Here is a 14,659-nt window from a genome sequence, read left to right on the forward strand (position 1 = left end):
CCCGAGCACCTGCGCCGGCTCTGTCGATAGTCAACAAGGAAGTTGGTCACGAATGATGAAAAGACGCAGGCGATGGGCGGGTATCGTGCTCGCCACCAGCAGCACGATCGCGCTGATCGCAGCACCGGGAATTGCGAATGCGGCGACTCCCACCGGAAATACCTGGAGCGGCAAGACCGCGCCCCTCGCCACCCCGTGGACCGCCGACGTCACCCCGACGAACGCGCTGCCCGATTACCCTCGGCCGCAATTGGCGCGCCCGTCCGTGGCATCCCCGCAGTGGCAGAGCCTCAACGGGCTCTGGCAGTACGCGGAGACCGACGGCTTCAGCGCTCCCCCAATCGGCACCGACCTCGCCGGACAGATCCTGGTGCCCTACCCGACCGAGTCGGCACTGAGCGGAGTGCAGAAGCATTCCGACTACATGTTCTATCGCCGCGCCGTGGACGTGCCGAAGAACTTCACCACCGGTGACCAGCACCTCCGACTTAACTTCGGCGCGGTGAACTACGACGCGACCGTCTACGTGAACGGCACCCAACTCGCGCGCCACACCGGAGCGTACGACGCCTTCAGCGTGGACATCACGAGCGCTCTCCGTGCCCGCGGCCCGCAGGAGATCGTGGTGGCGGTGCACTCGCCGGTGGACAGCGCCACCATCCCGGTCGGCAAGCAGCGGCTCGATCCGAGCGGCATCTTCTACACCGCCGCATCCGGAATCTGGCAGTCGGTCTGGCTTGAACCCGTGGCTGCGACGAGTATCGCAAGCCTCACCGCGACTCCGGATGTCGCCTCCTCGAGCTTCACGATCACGACGACCCTCAACGGCGATCCGACCAACCAGAAGCTCGCAGTCGACGTCTACGCCGGAACCAAGAAGGTTGCCAGCGGCAATGGTGCGGCGAACGAGTCGATGAAGCTCACGGTGCCAAAACCCCACCTGTGGAGCCCGGATGATCCGTTCCTCTATACCTTCAAGGCCACGCTCAAGGGCAACGGCCACGGCACCGACAGCGTAGAAAGCTATGCCGGCCTGCGAACAATCGCCGTCGCAAATGTCGGCGGCAAGCAGCGCATCACCCTCAACGGAACACCGACCTTCCTGCTGTCGACTCTCGACCAGGGCTACTGGCCGGACGGTATCTACACGGCACCGACGGATGCCGCCCTCAAATTCGACATCCAGAAGACGAAGGATCTCGGCTTCAACACGATCCGCAAGCACATCAAGGTCGAGCCAGCGCGCTGGTACTACTGGGCCGACAAGCTCGGGATCATGGTGTGGCAGGACTCTCCTGCGCTGCCGACCGGACGCAACGGATCACTCACCACCGGTTACAAGGCGAACTTCCGGGCCGAGACGGCGCAGATGGTGACGCAGCTGAAGAATGTGACCTCGATCATCGGCTGGATCCCGTTCAATGAGGGCTGGGGCCAGTGGAGCGTTTCGGCTGCGAGTGACGTCGGCGCGCAGGTCAAGAAGCAGGACCCGACCCGACTCGTGAATGACCGGAGCGGATCGAATTGCTGCGACACTCCCGGCGACCCGGGTACGGGCGACGTGATCGACTGGCACCAGTATCAGGGACCGGCCCTTCCCGCACCGGACGCGACCCGGGCATCCATCGACGGCGAGCACGGCGGGCTCACCCTCTCCGTTGCTGGCCACACCTGGCCGGGCGCTCCGATCAACCCCTACGGTTCGGTGAAGGATGCCGCGGCGCTCAACGACGCGTACGAAGCGAACAACGCCGTGCTGCGTGTCCAGGGAGCCCCTTATGGCCTCTCCGGCAGCGTCTACACGCAGATCACCGACGTGGAGGGAGAGCAGAACGGTTTCTTCACCTACGACCGCCAAGTGGAGAAGGTGGATGAGGCGCGCGTTCGTGCGTCGAACCTCGCCGTGATCGCGGCCGGTGCGAAAGCCACACCGGCCGCTCCTCCCGGCACGCCGGGGCTCGCCGGGGTCGACCGCTGGTCGTTCGACGAGACCTCCGGCGCAGTTGCGGCTGACAGCGTCGGGTCGCATGATCTCGCGCTGCGCAATGGAGCGACCTTCGCACCTGGCATCAGTGGCAATGCATTGACACTCAATGGAGCAGACCAGTTCGCCGAGTCATCCGGAACGCTCATCCCGACCGAGAACACGAACTACAGCATCTCGGCGTGGGCGAAGCTGAACGCGGTCGGGGATGCCTTTCAGACGGTGGCGAGCGAGGACGGGGACGCGAACAGCGCCTTCTTCCTGCAGTACTCGGGGGCCGACAAACGCTGGGCCTTCAGCTTCGCGAGTGTGCGGGCACTGGCCACGACGGTCGGCCAGCCGGTCGCGGGCAAGTGGTACCACCTCGTCGGCGTGCGGGATGTGACGAACTCGAAGCTGTCGATCTATGTGGATGGCGTGCTCTCGGGCTCGGTCGGCATCCTCGGCGGCGGCAACAAGGGAACCGGCAACCTGGAGATCGGACGGGGCAAGTTCGGCGGTACACCGGTGGACTTCCTCGGAGGAGCTGTCGACACCGTGAAGGTCTTCGACCGGGCGCTGTCGGCGGCCGAGGTGTCGACGCTGAACGCAGCCGGCGCGGGGAGCTAGGGGCTGCTCCGCCGCCGTGAGTGACACGCGCGCCCGAACATTCGGGCGCGCGTGTCACTCGGGAGCGCGGAGGAGCGGGGAAGTGTCCGGGGAAGTCGCCGGGGGATGCTCCACCAGCGGCGCGGCGACCAGCGGCGTCACCACCAGCGGCGCGACCACCAGCGGCGCGACGACCAGCGGCGCGACGACCAGCGCAACGATCGACGGCACGGTGAGGTGCTCGTCGAGCGACACCCGCACTCCGGGCTCGTCCGGCGCGAGCGGCTCGAGCGTGGCGAGCTGCGAATCGAGCAGCGCCGCCGGCATGAAATGGCCCCGCCGAAACTGCACCCGGGACTCCAGCAGTCCACGCGAGCCGTCGAGGAACACGAACCGCACCGACGGCGCCGCCGCGAGAATCGCCCGCCGATAGACCTTCTTCAACGCAGAACACGCGATGACGAGACCACCAGGGGCGGCGGCGAGCTCGGCGCCCACCAACGCCAGCCAGGGCATCCGATCGCCATCAGTCAGAGCGATCCCCGCGGCCATCTTCGCCACATTCGCGGCCGGATGCAGGTCGTCGGCATCCCGGAACGGCACGTCAACTGCCGCAGCAAGCGCGATCCCGACCGTCGTCTTACCCGAGCCGGAGACACCCATGACCACGAGGAGGGGCTTCATGGGAAACGCAACAACACCTTGCCGGATCGACCCGAATCGCGAGCCATTTCGAACGCCTCGAGAGCGTCGGCAACCGCGTATTCGTGTGTCACGACCGGATCGACGAAGAGCGATCCGTCAGAAAGAGCATGGATTACCTCATCAATTTCGTCGACAAACCGGAATGAACCAACAAGCTCAAGTTCCCGGGTGATGGCAAGGGAAATGAGTGCGGGCTGTTCGCCAGACGGGAGCAGCCCCACCATCACGATACGTCCACCGCGCGTCGCACCGCGCACTGCCGAGGCCAGTCCGCGAGAGCTGCCAGACGACTCGATCACCACGTCAGCGTCCACCGCTGCTATCGCATCGGTATCGCCCGCGTGGAGCACCCGGGTCGCTCCAACCGCGGATGCGACCTCAAGGGGTTTGTCGAAGACGTCGACGGCGATAATCTCCGCCGCTCCGGCTCTGGCGAGTACGGCAATCACCAAGGCTCCGATCGGGCCCGACCCCACGACCAGCACTCGCTTTCCTCTGACCGAACCCGCGCGCGCGACCGCGTGCCAGGCCACACTGGCCGGTTCGATGAGGGCGGCGGTGAGCAAGGGCAATTCCGATGGCAGGGGATGGAGCATCCGCGAGTCGAGTACTACGATTCCTGCGAACGCACCGTCGGTGTGGGGAATGCGCGCGGCACTTCCGAGATAGCTGCACCCCGGCGAGAGATTCGGGCGATCGAGCGGATAGCGTGACCCATCGCCGGGGCCGGGAGTGGCCGGGTGAACCGCCACAGCAGTACCGACGATCGGGCCCGATCCGTCCGCTGCTGAACGAACTACGCGCCCGACAACCTCATGGCCAAGCACCATTGGTGCGGACAGGATGGACTCCCCTGCCGCACCGTGCAGCCAGTAGTGGAGATCGGAACCGCAGATTCCGCCGTAGTGAATCTGCACAACGCTCTGGTGCGCCCGCGGCACCGGGACAGCCACCTCCTCGACCCTGAGGTCGCCTTTCGCGTAGGCCACGACTCCGAGGCTCTTGGTGGGCAGTTCGGGCATGCGGCCTCCTAGCCGATCGTGTTGGTGAGAGTGCCGATACCGGCGAGCGTGATCTCGACCCTGTCACCAGGTTGTGCTGCGAAAAAGGTATTTGGCGCGCCGGTGAGAACTACATCGCCGGTTTCGAGCCGCAGCCAACTGGTGACGTACACCAGGGACGCCACTACGCTCGACGGCAGGTTGAACGAGCCGGACTGACCGACCACCCGCCCATTGATGACGACCTCGGTAGCGACGTTCTCCGGATCGGCGATCTCCGTCTCAATCCAGGGTCCAAGCGGGGTGTAATTGATTCCACTTTTAGCCTGGAAATTCTTCTCGTCCTTGGGCACCTGGTCGATGTTGGTCACGTCGTTGGCGACGGTGTAGCCGAAAACGTGATCGAAGGCGTTCGACTCAGTGAGCTGGTAGGACTGCCGACCAATCACCACAGCCAGCTCTCCCTCGATATTAACGGTGCCGATGTCTCGCCGCACCGGGATGATCTCGCCCGGGTTCGCCACACTGTGCGGTGACTTGTGCCAGGCCTGTATCGGCAGCGGATGATCGTTGTTACCGCGGTTGTGGGCGATGCCTACGATCACTCGAGGTCGCACGGGAGCGAGAAGTATCCCGTCATCCGTCGGCGTGTGTTCGCCGGTATATTCCAGCGTCTCGGCGAATGGATCCTCGATGTGGCGCCATGAGTCGCCGGAAGCCACGGCATTCGCGATGCCGTCGGCAGTCTGTAATCGGGCAAAGCGCATTGCGTGCCTCCTGTTCAGGGCGCTGCAGTCAGACGACTGCGGTCATCCCACCATCGACGTACAGCACCTGGCCATTGACGAAATCGGAAGCGTCAGAGCAGAGGAAGACCAGGGCTCCGATGAGGTCGTTCAGCTGCCCCCAGCGCCCGGCGGGCGTGCGGGTGCGTACCCATTCACTGAAGGCCGTGTCTTCGACGAGAGCCCGAGTGAGTTCGGTGTCGAAATAGCCGGGGGCGAGGGCATTCACCTGGATGCCACTCGGTCCGAGATCGGCGCACATGCCCTTCGTGAGCATCGCCACTCCCCCTTTGGTCGCCGCATAAGGTGCGATGCCTGGCCGACCGAGTTGCGACTGCACCGACCCAATATTGACGATTTTCCCTCTCCCACGAGGCACCATCCGGCGAGCGACGGCCTGACCCACGAAAAATACACTGGACAGGTTGGTCGCTACCAGGTCGTCCCAATCCGACAGGGTGAACTCGACGAACGGGTTGCGTCGCTGGATCCCTGCATTGTTCACCAAAATGTCGAGGGGGCCGACCTCGGACTCGACACGCGCGACGCCTACAGCAACCTCCGAAGCATCCGTCACATCAAATACAGTCGTAAACACTGTGGCGCCGGATGCGCCGGCCAATTCAGCTCGAGCGGATTCGAGAACCACGGGGTCGCGGCCGTGCAACACGACGCGCGCACCCGCCTGCGCGAGACCGGTTGCGAGGGCCAGGCCGATGCCTCGGCTGGATCCGGTGACCAGAGCGACTCGATCGCTAAGGTCGAACAGTGATGACGTCATTGGTATCCCTGGGTAGCGGCAACCAGGAGGACTGGTCTGCCCACAGCTCCTGCAAGCGTCATACTACCAGTCTGCTGAACTACGTTCAATATGATGAACGAACCCCGGTCGCTTAGATGCTTTCGGAGACCAGCAACGGGGTCGTGAGTTGGGCCGCCGCAGAGCGAAGTGCCTCAACCGCGATTGCCTGCTGCGCAGCCGTATTGTCGGGAAAGACGAGCGAGACTCCAATCGCAAAGGATGGATCAGACGCTCGCGACGACGGAACGAGCACCGCGAGGCCAACCACGCTCGGGTGCACCTCTCCCGCGTCCACCGCGAAGCCCTGCTGCCGGGTGGCCGAAAGCTTCTGCTGGAGCTCCGTGAGGGTCGCGGTCGACTCTGGCGTGAACGTGACGATGTGCCTGCCGTCCGCAAATAGCCGGTCGATCTCGTTCGGGTCTAGCTCGGAGAGCAGCGCCTTTCCCACCGCGGTTGCAGAGGCCGGGTAGCGATCCCCCACGCTCGCTGAGAGGGGAAACCTCTCATGCCCTTCGAATACGGCGAGATAGAGCACCCGGGGGCCGTCGAGCATCGCAATCTGCACGAGTTGGCTGGAGAGCGCGGGCGAATCCTCGCAGATCCGATAGAACTCCCTCACCTGATCGAAAGTGGAGAGGTAGGAGCTTCCAAGCTCAACGGTGCGTCGACCAAGGAGGTAGCCACCGGAAGTCCGGCGGATGAGACGACCATCTTCAAGCGCCGCACAGAGGTTTGATGTCGACGACTTGGCGATTCCAAGCTCCCGGGCGATATCGCTCAGCGAACGCACCTGCCCGTGGGACTCCGCAAGGAAGTCAAGAATGCGAAGCGAACGCACGACTGCGGGAGCCGACGCGGTGCGCTCACCGTCCGTCTCGCTTCCCACGTCATCTCTTCCGATGTGGCTGACGTTGCCGCTCACTCGAACCCCTCACCAGCCATCGTCAATAGAACTCGACCGTGTCCACCCGGTTGATAAGGGGACGTGAGTCGAGCAACCGTGTCGCATTGCGCGCAAACAGCTCGGCGATCAGCCTATCTTCCGCCGGATTCAATGCGGCGGTGTGGGGGCTCACCAGCACGCGGGGATGCTGCCATAGCGGGCTATCGACCGCCAGTGGTTCATCGGCGAAGACATCGAGAGCGGCAAATCCGACCCTGCCGTCCCGAAGGGCGTCGATGAGCGCCCTTTCGTCGATCACGGTCCCTCGCCCGACGCTCACCACGGTGACCCCTGGCTTCACCGCAGCAAATACTTCTGCGCTCATCAAACCCTCGGTGGCAGCCGTACCCGGCAGCGTCACAACGATTCCGTCCACGGAAGCCACTGCTTCCCTTAGCCGATCGGGGTGAACGATTTCGTCGACTCCTTCGACGGCATTCGCCTGTCGAGAAGTGCCCATGACGTAGGCGCCGAGCGACGCAAGCTTGACCGCCGTGGCGCGGCCAATACTTCCGAGACCCACAATGAGAATCTTCTGCTCAGAAATAAGACCCATCGCCCACCGACCCGACCAGAGGGATGCCTCCTGCTGCTCCATGAGTCGGGGAAGGGTCTTGGCGCCCGCGAGTAGGCCGAACACCGCGTATTCCGCCAGCGGCTGGGCATGCACTCCGGCCGAGGTGGTGAAGATCACCCTGTGGAGCTGCGCAGCTGTCAATCCAGCCGCCCTGACCTGGCCGCCGCCGCCGGCCGGCATGGTCTGCACCCAGCGCAGGCCTGGATTTGCGGCCACCGTGCGGGCGAGCTTGACCGGTGTCTCATCGGGTACTCCATAGAGTGCATCCGCCGAATCGACGAGACGGCAGAATTTTTCTTCCCCGGCATCCGTGCGGCGAAAACTCGGCTCTCCCGCATGGTCTCCCGGCCACCGCATCGGCGGGAGAAGCGATTGGTCACGAATCAGCTCGACCCTGGGTTCGAGTTCTTCGATCCTGGCGCAAAGTTCTTCGCTGAGGGGTGTCGCCACGACAACGCGGAGGCGGTCGGTCTGGTTCGTCACGGTTTCATCTTTCGTCGCGAGTGAGAGTAATTACGCCAGGGGTAGCGGACAGTCGAAATCGACCATTCACCCCTCTGAACGGGGTTCGTTATGCTGTGCAGATGAATCCGGATACCACCACGTCGCAGCCTTTTCCCCGTGTCGGAATGATCGGGCTAGGGGTGATGGGGCATCCGATGGCCGTGCATTCCCTCCGCGCAGCCGAAGAACGATCATCACAACTGACGGTGACCGCGAGGAACCGAGAGAGAGTCTCGGACCTGGTCGATACCGGCGCGAACTGGGCCTCGACCCCTCGCCGCCTGGCGGAACAGAGCGACGTGATCGTGCTGATGCTGCCCGATCTCCCCGACGTCGAGCAGGTGCTGGAGGGGGCGGACGGCCTCCTGGCCGGAATCACGATGCCGACCGTGATCGCCATCGGATCGACCTCATCCCCGGAGGGAGTGCGACTCATTGCCAGCATGATCGGGGACCGAACGGCGGGCCTCGCGACCGTGATCGATACTCCGGTGAGTGGCGGCGAAGACGGAGCGATCGCGGGAACGCTGTCGATCATGGTCGGCGGGGCGCCGGATGACTTTGAGCGGGCTCGTCCCGCCCTGCGTGCTTTCGGCACCCCCGTGCTGCTCGGCCCCCTCGGTTCGGGGCAGATCGCGAAGGCGTGCAACCAGATGATCGTTGCATCCGCCGTGCTCGCCCTCGGAGAGGCAATCGTGATCGCGGAGAGGAGCGGACTTGACGTTCGGGCACTTCTCACGCTGCTTTCCGGCGGATACGCCGGAAGCCGAGTGCTCGAAACGCGGTTGGAACGATTCGTCAACAAGGATTACAGCCCTTCCGGAGTGGCGAAATACATGGTCAAAGATCTTTCGTTCGCGAGGGCCCAGGCCACGCGCACGGCCACGGTCACCCCCCAGCTTGACCTCTTGTTCGATCAGTTCAGTGCGCTGGTTGCCGAGGGTTTCGGTGACAACGACATCGCGGTCACCCGAGCCTTCGTGGAGTCGCACACTCCCTGATCGTGAGCATGCCCGATGAGCGAGTCCGGCCGGACAACCCGAGAGGTGGCCCGGCCGGAGCCTGCGCTTGCTACTTGCCCCACACCTTCTTATAAACGTCGCGATATCCGCTCGCCGGGTCGAAGGTGTCGCCAGAGGGCACATTGGCCTTGGTGATGAGCCCGGGAGCCGGAACAAAGCCCGACCAATCGGTCTTCGCGAGTGCGCGGTTCACCTCGTCGACGATCTCCCAGCCCTGCAGGATGAGAGGCTCAGCGACCGTTGCCGCTTGGTAGTCGACCGATCGGATGCGCTGGAATTCCGCGGAATCTCCATCACCGGCCGCGACAGATTTCGGAGTTCCCGCGGGGTCCTTGCCCGCCGCCCGCAGAGCCTGCTGGGCCCCACCGAAGTAGTTACCGTTGATCGCGAGGAGATAGGTGAGCTTGTCGCCATCCTTCTGAAGCAGATTCGAGATGAGCCCTGGCATGCGCGAGTCTGCCTCGGCGATCGGCGAGTCTTGGTACGAGAGCACCGAGCATCCGGTGCAGGCCTTGACATAGGCCTCCATGGCCTTGGCCTTTTCGACGGCAATCTCATACTGGCCATCGGTGAAGATCGCGACCCCCGCCTTGCCGTTCGAGTCCGCCACCGCATACGCCGCCGCAAGCTGCGAGACAGCAAGTGGATCGGTCGACACGTTCGTGAACAGGCCTCCGCCCGGGCCGGCAGCGCTCCCTGCATGCCAGCCGACCAAGGGAATACCAGCGCCCGCCGCGGTCTTGATGGTCGCAGCCTGCTCGGTCGGATCGAAGCCACCGAGCACGATCGCGACCGGCTTAGCGGCGATAGCCTGATTGAGAGCATCCGTTCGCCCCTGCGCTGTCGCCTTACCGTCGTAGACGTTGACGGTCCAGCCCATCACCTTCGCGGCTTCCTTCACACCCTGCGAGACGGTATTGACCCCGCCGTTCGTCAGGTCGCTGCCCACGAATGCAACAGTTGCGCCGCCCTGCTGGGCCTTCGGGCCCGTGTTTTTGGGTGTAAACCCGGTCGAGGCGCTGAGGCTGTCGGAGACGAGCTTCTTTGAAGCCGCGACGATGTCTCCCTTCGGGATAATCGACGCATATTTGCTGTCGGACGCCGCCGGAGTCGCCTTGGTACCTCCTCCGACGGATCCGCTGGCGCATCCGGTCAGGACGACGGTGAGCGCGACGGGAACAGCCGCCCAGGAGAGAAGTCCCCTACGCAGTTTGGCTTTGTTCATGACTGACTCTTTCTCTTGGTTTCTTGGTGGGGAGGCGATACCGGGCGGCTTCGCCCGGCATCGCCTGTATCTGTGTTGCATTCGCGGGTGTTCTATACATCGGTCCTACTTTTCGGGTGGGGTCGACCCCGTCGTCGATACGGCCGCGACGGCATCGACGGTGCCGGGTAGGGAGGCTGCAGACTCCCTACCCCCTGGTGACGGATCGTCACCAGGCGTTTCCTGAATTGGCAGGCTCGGTTCCACTGCGCGACCGAGCCTTCGCCGACTGGCGAGCGACGCGATAGTGATCGCCGCAACGAGGGTGAGCCCGTTGAAGAGCGGCTCGAGGAAGAACTGACCCGGCAGAAGCTGCTGCAACCCGGAAATCCCGATGGTCGCGATGGATACTCCGAGAATCGTGCCGAGAGCGTTCACTCGTCCGGGCCGGATGGTCGTCGAGCCGAGGAACGCCGCCGCGAGGGCAGGGAGTAGAAACTCGGAGCCGATGTTGGCTTGCGCCACTCCCGCTTGGCGGGAGGAGAGCAGGATGCCGGCGACCGCGGTGAGCATTCCCGAAGCCACCATGGCGCCGACGATGTAACGGCGACGACGCACGCCCGTGAGCTCTGCGGCCTTCGGGTTGGCGCCGACCGCGTAGAGGTAGCGCCCAGCGGGGAGAAACTCGAGAACGACCCAGAGCAGCAGGCCAATCACCAGGGCGATTACGAAGGTGCCGGGGATTGGACCGAGGCTCCACGTGGACAGCGCATCGAATGCGGATGCCCGCATGCCGGTATTGTCGGTCACCTGACGGCCGCCGGTGGCCCAGTAGGTGATCGCGTAGATGACCTGGGCGGTCGCGAGAGTCGCGATGAAGGCATCCACCTGGGCAAGCTCGATGAGCAGCGCGTTCACGAGTCCGACGATCGCTCCTCCAACCAGGCACATCAGGATGACGAGTCGATAGTCGATCCCCTGCAGCTGCCAGAGCAACGCCATCACCTGCCAGAGTCCGACACCATAGCCAATGGAGAGGTCGATCTTGCCGGCGACCATCGGCAGCGTCACTGCGAGCGCGAGGATCAACAGGATCGACTTGCTCGATGCGAGCAACTGAAAATTGAGCAGGGTAGCGAACGAATCCGGCCGGGCAATGGCAAACAGGATGAAGAGCACGACAGTGAGCACCACCATGCCGTACACGGTGAACAGTTTGCGATACCAGGGCGCGCCCTTCGGCGGCTCGAGTGCCGTCGATTTGAGGGACGTGTTCATGCTCATGCGACTCTCGTTTCTTCTGGGGTTCGTTCGAGATCGGATGCCACGGCGACAAGGTTGGCGATGGTGAGCTCTGCTCCGGAGAGCTCTGCGATCACCACCCCGCGCCCGAAGACAATGGCTCGATGCGCGATCTTGGAGACTTCCTCCATATCGGTAGACACGACGATCGCCGCCGTCCCCTGCCGTGCCGCATCCCGGAGGAGGGCGTAGATCTCGGACTTCGCGCCGACATCCACTCCCATGGTCGGCTCTTCGAGCACCACCACCGTGCGACCGACACCGAACCAGCGAGCGAGAATGACCTTCTGCTGGTTACCCCCGGAAAAAGTGTCGAGGGGCAGCTCAGGATCGGTCGGACGAATGCCAAAGGCTGAGACGTATTTTGCGGCGGCGATTCGTTCGGCTCGCGCGGTGCGGAACTCGAATGTCTTTCGGCCCCACACCGCAGGGTTAAGGAAGAGGTTCTCGCGCACGGACAGCCCAGGCGCAACGGCCTCCGCCTCCCGGTTCGAGGTTGCGAATCCGACGCCCCGTGCGACGGCCGTTGCGGGGTTCCGTGGGGCAAGCGGGGCACCGTCCAGCTCCATCGCCCCGGAGCGGATAAGGGTCGCGCCGGCGATTGCACGCCCGATCGGCTCCTGGCCTGCACCGCGGAGGCCACACAGGGCAACAACCTCGCCCCGTCGCGCCGTGAAAGTGACCGGTCCAGCGCCGTCGACGACGACTTCAGTGAGGCGCAGCCGAATATCCTCTTCTGGCTGGTCGAAGACTGTGACCGCGGTATGGCGGCCGACGATGAGTTCGACGAGTTCGCCGTGGCTCAGTCCGGCAACGGGCCGTTCCGCGACGACATGACCGTTTCGCATGACCACCGTGCGACTCGAAATCTCGTAGATCTCGTCGAGGCGGTGTGACACGTAGATCATGCCGACGCCGCTGTCGCGAAGGGTGCGAAGCACGCCGAACAGGCGCGCGACATCAGCTGCAGGAAGTGATGCGGTCGGTTCATCGAGCACGAGGAGCTTGGGTTTCGTCACGAGTCCTCGCGCGATGGCGAGGAGGCTACGCTCCGTGCGAGGAAGATCGAAGACTCGCGCCGTCGGATCGATGCCCCCTCCCACAAGCTCGAGCGCCTCCTGCGCCTGTCGATTCATCTGCCGCACATTGATCAATCCGAATCGACGCGGGTAGCCGAGCACGAGTGCGATATTCTCGGCGACGGTCATCCATTCGATCAGCCCGAGGTTCTGATGGACGAACGAGATTTGGCGGCGGATACCGGATGCTTCCAAGTCCGCGCCCGAGAGGGTCACGCTTCCCGAATCGGCGCGATAGACACCGGCGAGCATCTTGATGATGGTCGACTTTCCCGCTCCATTTTCGCCCAGAAGCGACACGATCTCGCCCTGATTGACGCTGAAGCTCACATTGGCCGCGGCGCGGGTCGCAAAGAAGGCTTTCGAGAGCCCTGTCACCTGGAGCAGGGGGATTTCTCGGCCGCCAGTTACATCGAACGTCATCGTGGGTCCTGTCCTGTCGCGAAGGTTCCGAGCTGCCGAGCAAGGACGCCGAGGTCGGCCACCAACCGAGCCTGAAGATCCGGCCTGACCCGCTGGGTGAGGAGCGTGGTGCTCACCGCCGTCGGCTGGGCGGGGCCGCGCAGCGCCACGGCGAAACAGGTGACGCCGATAGTGTTCTGCTCGTTATCGATCGCGAAGCCGCGGTCACGGATTTCGTCTAAATCGCGACGAAGTTCGGAGGTGGTGCGGTGCGCGCGCTTGGTTGGGCGCGGGAGCACATCCAAGAGCTCGAGCCTCGCTTCGAGCTCTTGCTCAGGCAGGGAAGCGAGCATCGCTTTGCCGAGGGAAGTCACGGGAGCTGGCATCCTTTTTCCGATGTCGCTTGCCAGGCGGATCGGCTGCGTGCCGTCGTGGCGGGCGAGATAGACCACCTCCATTCCATCGAGCACTGCGAGCAGGGCGGTGTCGTACTGGAGCGCGGGAAGGGAAGCGGAGATGCGCGCGAACTCGGCCACCAGCGTCGTTGACGCGAGCATCGAGTGTCCGAGCTCGAGTACTTTGTACCCGAGAACCCAACCGTCGGAGACCCGCCGAACCATCCCGACGGTCTCGAGGGTCGTGACAAGATTCGAGACGGACGACTTCGCGAGCCCCAGCGCGAGGGCGATCTCCGTGATGGTGATCGACTCGCGCCGGTTTCCCATTGTCTCGAGCACCTGCACCGCCCGGTAGACGGCAGGAGCGGTGACCGATTCGATGCCCGTCGCGGGCCGCGCGTCGGTCTTCACGATCGTGCCCTGTCGCTCGTGGCGCCAAAGGTGACTGTCTCGATTGAGTAGAGGCTGGTGGTGGCGGTGACATAGAGGGTGCTGCCGGTTCGGCCGCCGAAACAGAGGTTGCTCACAATCTCCGGCACGGGAATCGCACCGAGCCGCTCGCCGCGCGGGCTGAAGACCTGGACGGAGTCCGCGCTCGACGTCCAGATCCTGCCCGCAAAATCCACCCGGAAGCCGTCGGAGACGCCCGGATGCACGTCGGCGAACAGTCGGCCGTTGTCGCAGTGGACGGAGTCGATCACGTCGTACGCCCGAATGTGGTGGTTGCCGGTGCCATCGGTTCGAAGCACGGCCGAGGTGTCGGAGATGTAGAGCACTGACTCGTCCGGCGAGAACGCGAGGCCATTCGGCTCTTCCATATCCGTGACGACCGGTGCGATAGTCGCGGTGACCGGGTCAAAGCGGAAGACGAAATTTCCGCCATATTCCCTGGTGCCCGGATGTCCTTCGTTGACTTGAATGATGCCGTAAGGGGGGTCTGTGAACCAGATTGTGCCGTCGCTTTTCACGATGACATCGTTGGGTGAGTTGAATCTCGATCCGTTCCACCGGTCGACGAGGGTCGTCACGACACCGTCGAGGTCTCGTTCGATGCCGCGACGACCGTGCGAGCACTGGATGACCGCGCCCGACTTGTCGAGCGACCGCCCATTGGTGAATTCCACATCGGTTCGGTACACGACAAGCTTCTCGGTGTCGGCATCCAATTGCAGGATGCGGTTGTTTGGAATATCGCTCCAGCGCACAGCGCCTAGCGAAGGAATCCAGATCGGTCCCTCCGACCATGAGGCCCCGGAGGCGACCCGCCGAAGAACCGCACCGTCGGCGAGCAGATGCTCGATGCCCTGCATTGCGCTCATTTTTCGCTCTCGGCCCAGACCACACTGACTGTTCATCTGACTTA

At 63.8% G+C, this 14,659-nt stretch carries 13 protein-coding genes; 2 read left to right on the forward strand and 11 right to left on the reverse strand.

Annotated features, from left to right (window positions below):
* Window positions 1-52: 52 nt before the first annotated feature.
* Window positions 53-2,593 carry a LamG-like jellyroll fold domain-containing protein gene (locus RCH11_RS05645; protein WP_327056016.1) on the forward strand — a complete coding sequence of 847 codons (2,541 nt, stop codon included), beginning with the start codon at window positions 53-55 and terminating at the stop codon, window positions 2,591-2,593.
* Between the two features lie 54 nt (window positions 2,594-2,647).
* Here the strand turns inward: RCH11_RS05645 and RCH11_RS05650 are convergent, their stop codons facing one another.
* The 6 genes from RCH11_RS05650 to RCH11_RS05675 form a co-directional block, all read right to left on the reverse strand.
* Window positions 2,648-3,256 carry a gluconokinase gene (locus RCH11_RS05650; protein WP_327056017.1) on the reverse strand — a complete coding sequence of 203 codons (609 nt, stop codon included), beginning with the start codon at window positions 3,254-3,256 and terminating at the stop codon, window positions 2,648-2,650.
* Window positions 3,253-4,299, reverse strand: a complete 1,047-nt coding sequence (locus RCH11_RS05655) for an L-idonate 5-dehydrogenase (RefSeq protein WP_327056018.1) — start codon at window positions 4,297-4,299, stop codon at window positions 3,253-3,255. Before RCH11_RS05655 ends, RCH11_RS05650 begins: the two co-directional genes overlap by 4 nt.
* A gap of 8 nt (window positions 4,300-4,307) precedes the next feature.
* A complete protein-coding gene (locus RCH11_RS05660; RefSeq protein ID WP_327056019.1) occupies window positions 4,308-5,045 on the reverse strand; it encodes a fumarylacetoacetate hydrolase family protein in 738 nt (245 codons plus the stop codon).
* 28 nt (window positions 5,046-5,073) lie between these two features.
* The gene (locus RCH11_RS05665; RefSeq protein WP_327056020.1) at window positions 5,074-5,844 is read right to left on the reverse strand and encodes a glucose 1-dehydrogenase; all 771 of its coding nucleotides are present in this window, start codon (window positions 5,842-5,844) and stop codon (window positions 5,074-5,076) included.
* Between the two features lie 112 nt (window positions 5,845-5,956).
* Window positions 5,957-6,787, reverse strand: a complete 831-nt coding sequence (locus RCH11_RS05670) for an IclR family transcriptional regulator (protein ID WP_327056021.1) — start codon at window positions 6,785-6,787, stop codon at window positions 5,957-5,959.
* A 22-nt stretch (window positions 6,788-6,809) separates the two neighbouring features.
* Window positions 6,810-7,868, reverse strand: a complete 1,059-nt coding sequence (locus RCH11_RS05675; protein ID WP_327056022.1) for a D-2-hydroxyacid dehydrogenase — start codon at window positions 7,866-7,868, stop codon at window positions 6,810-6,812.
* A gap of 101 nt (window positions 7,869-7,969) precedes the next feature.
* On the opposite strand from RCH11_RS05675, the gene RCH11_RS05680 reads away from it, so the two are divergent.
* Window positions 7,970-8,890 carry an NAD(P)-dependent oxidoreductase gene (locus RCH11_RS05680; RefSeq protein WP_327056023.1) on the forward strand — a complete coding sequence of 307 codons (921 nt, stop codon included), beginning with the start codon at window positions 7,970-7,972 and terminating at the stop codon, window positions 8,888-8,890.
* A gap of 70 nt (window positions 8,891-8,960) precedes the next feature.
* On the opposite strand, the gene RCH11_RS05685 is transcribed toward RCH11_RS05680, so the two are convergent.
* The 5 genes from RCH11_RS05685 to RCH11_RS05705 all read right to left on the reverse strand — a co-directional run bounded on the left by RCH11_RS05685 (window position 8,961) and on the right by RCH11_RS05705 (window position 14,615).
* A complete protein-coding gene (locus tag RCH11_RS05685) occupies window positions 8,961-10,136 on the reverse strand; it encodes a substrate-binding domain-containing protein (RefSeq protein WP_327056024.1) in 1,176 nt (391 codons plus the stop codon).
* 105 nt (window positions 10,137-10,241) lie between these two features.
* A complete protein-coding gene (locus RCH11_RS05690) occupies window positions 10,242-11,399 on the reverse strand; it encodes an ABC transporter permease (RefSeq protein ID WP_327056025.1) in 1,158 nt (385 codons plus the stop codon).
* Window positions 11,396-12,919, reverse strand: a complete 1,524-nt coding sequence (locus RCH11_RS05695; protein ID WP_327056026.1) for a sugar ABC transporter ATP-binding protein — start codon at window positions 12,917-12,919, stop codon at window positions 11,396-11,398. Before RCH11_RS05695 ends, RCH11_RS05690 begins: the two co-directional genes overlap by 4 nt.
* Complete coding sequence (locus RCH11_RS05700) at window positions 12,916-13,707, reverse strand: IclR family transcriptional regulator (RefSeq protein WP_327056027.1); 792 nt, start codon at window positions 13,705-13,707, stop codon at window positions 12,916-12,918. Before RCH11_RS05700 ends, RCH11_RS05695 begins: the two co-directional genes overlap by 4 nt.
* A complete protein-coding gene (locus RCH11_RS05705; protein ID WP_327056028.1) occupies window positions 13,704-14,615 on the reverse strand; it encodes an SMP-30/gluconolactonase/LRE family protein in 912 nt (303 codons plus the stop codon). Before RCH11_RS05705 ends, RCH11_RS05700 begins: the two co-directional genes overlap by 4 nt.
* Window positions 14,616-14,659: the final 44 nt, after the last annotated feature.

The organism is Glaciihabitans sp. GrIS 2.15 (assembly GCF_035984695.1).
Taxonomy (GTDB): Bacteria; Actinomycetota; Actinomycetes; order Actinomycetales; family Microbacteriaceae; genus Lacisediminihabitans.

Bases quoted from the DNA above. Each gene is read 5' to 3' on its own strand.
- RCH11_RS05645 (WP_327056016.1), top strand. From the start codon at position 53: ATGATGAAAAGACGCAGGCGATGGGCGGGTATCGTGCTCGCCACCAGC.
- RCH11_RS05650 (WP_327056017.1), bottom strand. From the start codon at position 3,256: ATGAAGCCCCTCCTCGTGGTCATGGGTGTCTCCGGCTCGGGTAAGACG.
- RCH11_RS05655 (WP_327056018.1), bottom strand. From the start codon at position 4,299: ATGCCCGAACTGCCCACCAAGAGCCTCGGAGTCGTGGCCTACGCGAAA.
- RCH11_RS05660 (WP_327056019.1), bottom strand. From the start codon at position 5,045: ATGCGCTTTGCCCGATTACAGACTGCCGACGGCATCGCGAATGCCGTG.
- RCH11_RS05665 (WP_327056020.1), bottom strand. From the start codon at position 5,844: ATGACGTCATCACTGTTCGACCTTAGCGATCGAGTCGCTCTGGTCACC.
- RCH11_RS05680 (WP_327056023.1), top strand. From the start codon at position 7,970: ATGAATCCGGATACCACCACGTCGCAGCCTTTTCCCCGTGTCGGAATG.
- RCH11_RS05685 (WP_327056024.1), bottom strand. From the start codon at position 10,136: ATGAACAAAGCCAAACTGCGTAGGGGACTTCTCTCCTGGGCGGCTGTT.
- RCH11_RS05690 (WP_327056025.1), bottom strand. From the start codon at position 11,399: ATGAGCATGAACACGTCCCTCAAATCGACGGCACTCGAGCCGCCGAAG.
- RCH11_RS05695 (WP_327056026.1), bottom strand. From the start codon at position 12,919: ATGACGTTCGATGTAACTGGCGGCCGAGAAATCCCCCTGCTCCAGGTG.
- RCH11_RS05705 (WP_327056028.1), bottom strand. From the start codon at position 14,615: ATGAGCGCAATGCAGGGCATCGAGCATCTGCTCGCCGACGGTGCGGTT.